Source organism: Aquiflexum sp., from assembly GCF_041749095.1.
Taxonomy (GTDB): domain Bacteria; phylum Bacteroidota; class Bacteroidia; order Cytophagales; family Cyclobacteriaceae; genus Aquiflexum.
On sequence record NZ_JBGTCA010000578.1, the window covers coordinates 1 to 4,397 of the forward strand.

Genomic DNA, 4,397 nt, shown 5'->3' on the forward strand with positions numbered 1-4,397 from the left:
ATCCAAATGATTATACCAATCTGCCCAAGATACTTCAGAGAGAAAATATAGACCCCAGAATCCCCTGGCTATATAACTTTAAACTGGACTTCCGATTTAAATAAATGTAATATAAATTGTGCCTATAAATTGCTTGATAGCCATCGGGAGGTCTCGTATTCTGCGGTTCACTGGATTATGGGTTGCGCCTGAATGACATAGTCGGGCAGGTTTTGAGGTAATAGGAAAGCAAGGATTCATACCCTTTTCTTTATTCTAAAAAAGATTTTTATAGTTTTTTAACTTTCAATTTTAAAAAGTTAGTAGTAAATTTAAATTCAAGATAAGTCTTGCCGACATTTGATCAAACAAACTGTTTTTATCAATTCTTCCCTTAAACCCTCTGATTATGAAAAAACTCATCAACTCCTCCTTGATAATTTTGATTTTGGCATTTAGTTGTTCCCAAAAATCAGAACCACAGGACCCGACCATCATCGTCTCCGGAAAAATCGAAAATCTTGAAGCAGAAAATATCTCAATCTTTCAGAACGGAGATATTGCAAGTGGCAAATTAGATGATGAAGGTAATTTCAAACTGGTATTTGAAGGTGATGAAAGTTTGATTTATACAATATATTCAGGACGGACCAATTTTGGCCTCTACCTAAGCCCGGGAGACAGTATTTATCTTACCGCAGATGCCGAAGACATCTCCGGTACATTTGAGGTAAACGGAGATCATGAAAAAGAAATCAGGTATCTCTTTGAAAAAGCTCAATTCGATAAAGAAAGTGGCCTAAATAATCAAATGGATTTGATGGCAAAATCGAAAGATGACTACTTTAAAACAAAAGACAGCCTATTTGCGCTTTCAAAAGTCAAATTTGAGGAATTCAAAATGCAGGAAAATATTAATCCTGAATTTATCAGCTATGAAGAGGCCTATTTTAACTACGCTCCTCTGGGCTTTGATTTACAATATCCAATGTATCACGCTTATGTGACCAAAAAACCTCAGGACTCAATAGATTTCCCTAAGGAAGAAGTGAATGCTAAATTGGCTGCTGTTCCGTTGGACCAAAAGCATCTTCTAAATACGTATTACTACACTTCACTTATAGATACCCGGATTAGAAATCTTTCATCAGAAATCATGAAAAGTGACAGTTCATTTGCGTCAAGTGAAAATGCCTATGACAAAGCGCGGATACTTGCCATGGACTCATTGTTAAAAGATAAAACTGTGAAAGATCATTTTCATTATACCTCCATAAAGTCTAATATGGATTATCGCGGACCTGTCCATGTAGAAGAATCTTATGAGATATTTATGAAAGAAAATGAGTCCCCAAAGTATGCTGAAAAACTAAAAAAATTAAAGGATAAATGGGAACCAATCAGTCCAGGAAAAGATGTTCCCGATTTTACTTTTACCAACATTGAAGGGGAGGAAGTAAAACTGAGTGATCTGAGAGGTAATCTGGTGTATATTGATATTTGGGCAACTTGGTGCGGACCATGCATAGCAGAACATCCGCATTGGGATAAGATGAAAGAAGAATATAAAGATCAACCGGTCGAATTTTTGACGGTATCCATTGATGATACCCGTGAACCTTGGGAAAAAATGGTCAAAGCCAAAAACATGGAAGGGCTTCAGTGGTTTGCCGAAAATGCCTGGAAGTCCGATCTTACCCAACATTTCATGGTAAATGCCATCCCTAGATTTTTGCTATTGGATCGAGAGGGGAAAATAATTGATCCATCTGCTGATAGACCTTCCGGTAAAATCCGTGAATCCCTGGATAAATACTTAACTGAAAAATGAAAGATGTTTTAAAATATAAGGATTACATTGGAAAAGTACATTTCAGTGCTGAAGATGAGGTGTTTTTTAGAAAACTGGAAAGTATTGATGATTTGATCACTTTTGAGGGCGATAATGTTGATCAGTTAAAAAGTTCATTTCAAGAAGCAGTTGAAGACTATTTGGAAATTTGTGAATCTTTGGGAAAAGCCCCCCATAAATCATATAAAGGATCTTTTAATGTACGAATCAATCCAAATTTACATAAGCAGGCAGCTTATAAATCAGTGGAGTTAGGCTTGTCTTTAAATCAATTTGTCGAAGAAGCGATAAATGATAAATTATCAAGTAAGAGCTCCTCACAGTCCTTACAATAATAATCTGTAGAGACTCAGAATTTCAGTATGTATCGCCATTAAATTGACCGAACCATTTCTTAGAATTTAAAATTTTATTCTGGATAAAGAGATCAACCCAAACTTCAATCAGAAATTTCAGAAATAAAAATGGTGTAGATAAAATCTACACCAATCTAAGTTTTCCCTAATCTATGTTAAGGCTGAATTAAAGATTTTGTAATATTAATCAACTCTGAATGATACTTTACAAATTACCCCATAGGTAGTAATTTTTCCGTTTTCTACGTGCGCTTTAATATCTTTAACAAACACTGAATCAATATTTCTTACAGAATTTGAAGCTTCGCTTACAGCTTTTTGCATGGCGTCTTCAATTCCTATTTCGGAGGCGGCTATTACCTCTATTACTTTTACAATTCCCATTTCAATATTATTTTGGTTATTTGCTTAATTTACAAATAAATTATCAATGAGAGTTGATATTAATAATAAATTTGACTTTTTTAAGATTTGTTTGGGTAATTCAATTTAATACCAAGTCCCCCTTGAGATTTGAAATAAGCTCACTCATACCCAAACTTATAAATCTTCCCATCAAAACCGCAAAGGTATATTTCATTGGATTGGTCTGTTCCAAAGGAGGAGATGGGAAAATTGGCTCTCATCAATTCAGTATTTACAGGATTATCCAAGTCACTGAAATCCAATGTCCATATCCTACCGGAAACAAAGTCACCATAAACATATAATCCCTGCAATTCTGATATTTCAGTACCTCTATAGACAAATCCACCTGTAACCGACCTGTCACCATTTGTGTGGGTATATTCCCAAATGGGCAATATCAGACCTTCTTGGTCACATCCACTGGCAGGATTAAAACATCTGAAACCTTCCATGGTTCTCCAACCATAATTACCCCCTTTGGTGATGATGTCTATTTCCTCTGCCCTATTCTGTCCCACATCACCTGTCCAAAGTTCATTGGTCTGCGAATCAAAACTAAAGCGCCACGGGTTCCTTAGGCCATAGGCATAGATTTCTTTTCTGAAACTTTCCTCATTGTTGACAAACGGATTATCCCCAGGAATGGCATAATTTCTTTCTCCCTCTTGACCGTTGACATCAATCCTTAAAATCGCTCCCAATAAGGTTTCACGCCTTTGCCCATTATTTTGCGGGTCCCCACCGGAACCTCCATCACCGGTCGCTATGTATAAATACCCATCCGGTCCAAATGAAACCTGTCCTCCGTTGTGGTTGGAAAAAGGTTGGTTGAATTCAAGAATTACCAATTCACTGCTTTCTTCTGCCCTATCGGAGTCAGAGCCTGAAACCTGAAAACGCGAAATCACTGTACGCTTGGGAGAAGATGCTGTATAATTCACATAAAAATAACCGTTGTTTTCATAATCAGGATGGAAAGCCAATCCCAAAAGTCCTTCCTCATTTCCCTGGTCATTCACTTTGGATTCTATGTTGAGAAAAACAGTATTGTCTTCCACCCCGCTGTCATTTTGAAAAACATATATCACCCCTCTTTGCTCTAAAATAAATATCCTGTCAGTATTAGGCCCTGAATGCTGGAAATCCACCGGTCTGTTAAAAGTGAGGTTGGGAAAAGCTACTTTTAGAATGATTGGACCCTTTTGGTCAGGCTCATCCTCATTTTCCATTTCCTGAAAGCAGGAAATATTAAATAATAAAATTATTAAAAAAGTGAAATAATGATATTTTGGAATGTTCATTTTGATGGATTTTGTTTCTTCATTGGAAACGGTTACAAAGTTATTTAGTTGAACAAGCTCCAATTAACATGCCAAAGGACTTATTTAAAAATTGATGATAAAAATTAAAGTCAATAAATATCATTCGTCCCGATGGGACTTTCCACAATGTAAATACCTGAGATCCACCGGTTGAAACCGGTGGCTAATATATCTTTCGTGCCTCTGGCACTTGGTATAACCCGAAAAGTAATTTAATAATAGTCCCTTGGGGACGACCGATATTTTAGCCATGGGTTTTAACCCATGGCTCGACTTTGGTTCTTTACTACATAAATAATAAAAAAGGCTGTAAATTTTGTTTTACGGCCTTTTCTTTTCATATTTATATCTAGTTAAAATACTAGATATGGGATATAAAACCAAAGTCCAGCTCATCAAAAGATTGAAAAGCGAACAGTACTATGTCAATTTTCCGGCAGCCGTTGCGCAGGCAATTGAATTTACCGCCGGCGAGGAGGT

At 36.4% G+C, this 4,397-nt stretch carries 4 protein-coding genes; 2 read left to right on the plus strand and 2 right to left on the minus strand.

The genetic code is table 11. The annotated features are described in order from the left end of the window. Positions 1 to 388: 388 nt before the first annotated feature. Together ACEW8O_RS25780 and ACEW8O_RS25785 are read left to right on the plus strand one after the other, a co-directional pair. Positions 389 to 1,810: a TlpA family protein disulfide reductase gene (locus ACEW8O_RS25780; protein ID WP_373497504.1), complete on the plus strand. Its 1,422-nt coding sequence runs from the start codon at positions 389 to 391 to the stop codon at positions 1,808 to 1,810. Continuing rightward, complete coding sequence (locus ACEW8O_RS25785) at positions 1,807 to 2,166, plus strand: type II toxin-antitoxin system HicB family antitoxin (RefSeq protein WP_373497505.1); 360 nt, start codon at positions 1,807 to 1,809, stop codon at positions 2,164 to 2,166. The genes ACEW8O_RS25780 and ACEW8O_RS25785 overlap by 4 nt, the downstream gene beginning before the upstream one ends. Before the next feature lie 204 nt (positions 2,167 to 2,370). Here ACEW8O_RS25785 and ACEW8O_RS25790 read toward each other — a convergent pair whose 3' ends face one another. Both ACEW8O_RS25790 and ACEW8O_RS25795 read right to left on the minus strand, forming a co-directional pair. Continuing rightward, positions 2,371 to 2,571, minus strand: coding sequence for a dodecin family protein (locus ACEW8O_RS25790; RefSeq protein ID WP_373497506.1), 201 nt, complete (start codon positions 2,569 to 2,571; stop codon positions 2,371 to 2,373). A 140-nt stretch (positions 2,572 to 2,711) separates the two neighbouring features. Next, positions 2,712 to 3,896 carry a sorbosone dehydrogenase family protein gene (locus ACEW8O_RS25795; protein ID WP_373497507.1) on the minus strand — a complete coding sequence of 395 codons (1,185 nt, stop codon included), beginning with the start codon at positions 3,894 to 3,896 and terminating at the stop codon, positions 2,712 to 2,714. Positions 3,897 to 4,397 lie beyond the last annotated feature (501 nt).

What these genes read in the sequence shown, in the direction of transcription:
- ACEW8O_RS25785 (WP_373497505.1), top strand. Translation starts at nt 1,807, where the DNA reads ATGAAAGATGTTTTAAAATATAAGGATTACATTGGAAAAGTACATTTC.
- ACEW8O_RS25790 (WP_373497506.1), bottom strand. Translation starts at nt 2,571, where the DNA reads ATGGGAATTGTAAAAGTAATAGAGGTAATAGCCGCCTCCGAAATAGGA.
- ACEW8O_RS25795 (WP_373497507.1), bottom strand. Translation starts at nt 3,896, where the DNA reads ATGAACATTCCAAAATATCATTATTTCACTTTTTTAATAATTTTATTA.
- ACEW8O_RS25780 (WP_373497504.1), top strand. Translation starts at nt 389, where the DNA reads ATGAAAAAACTCATCAACTCCTCCTTGATAATTTTGATTTTGGCATTT.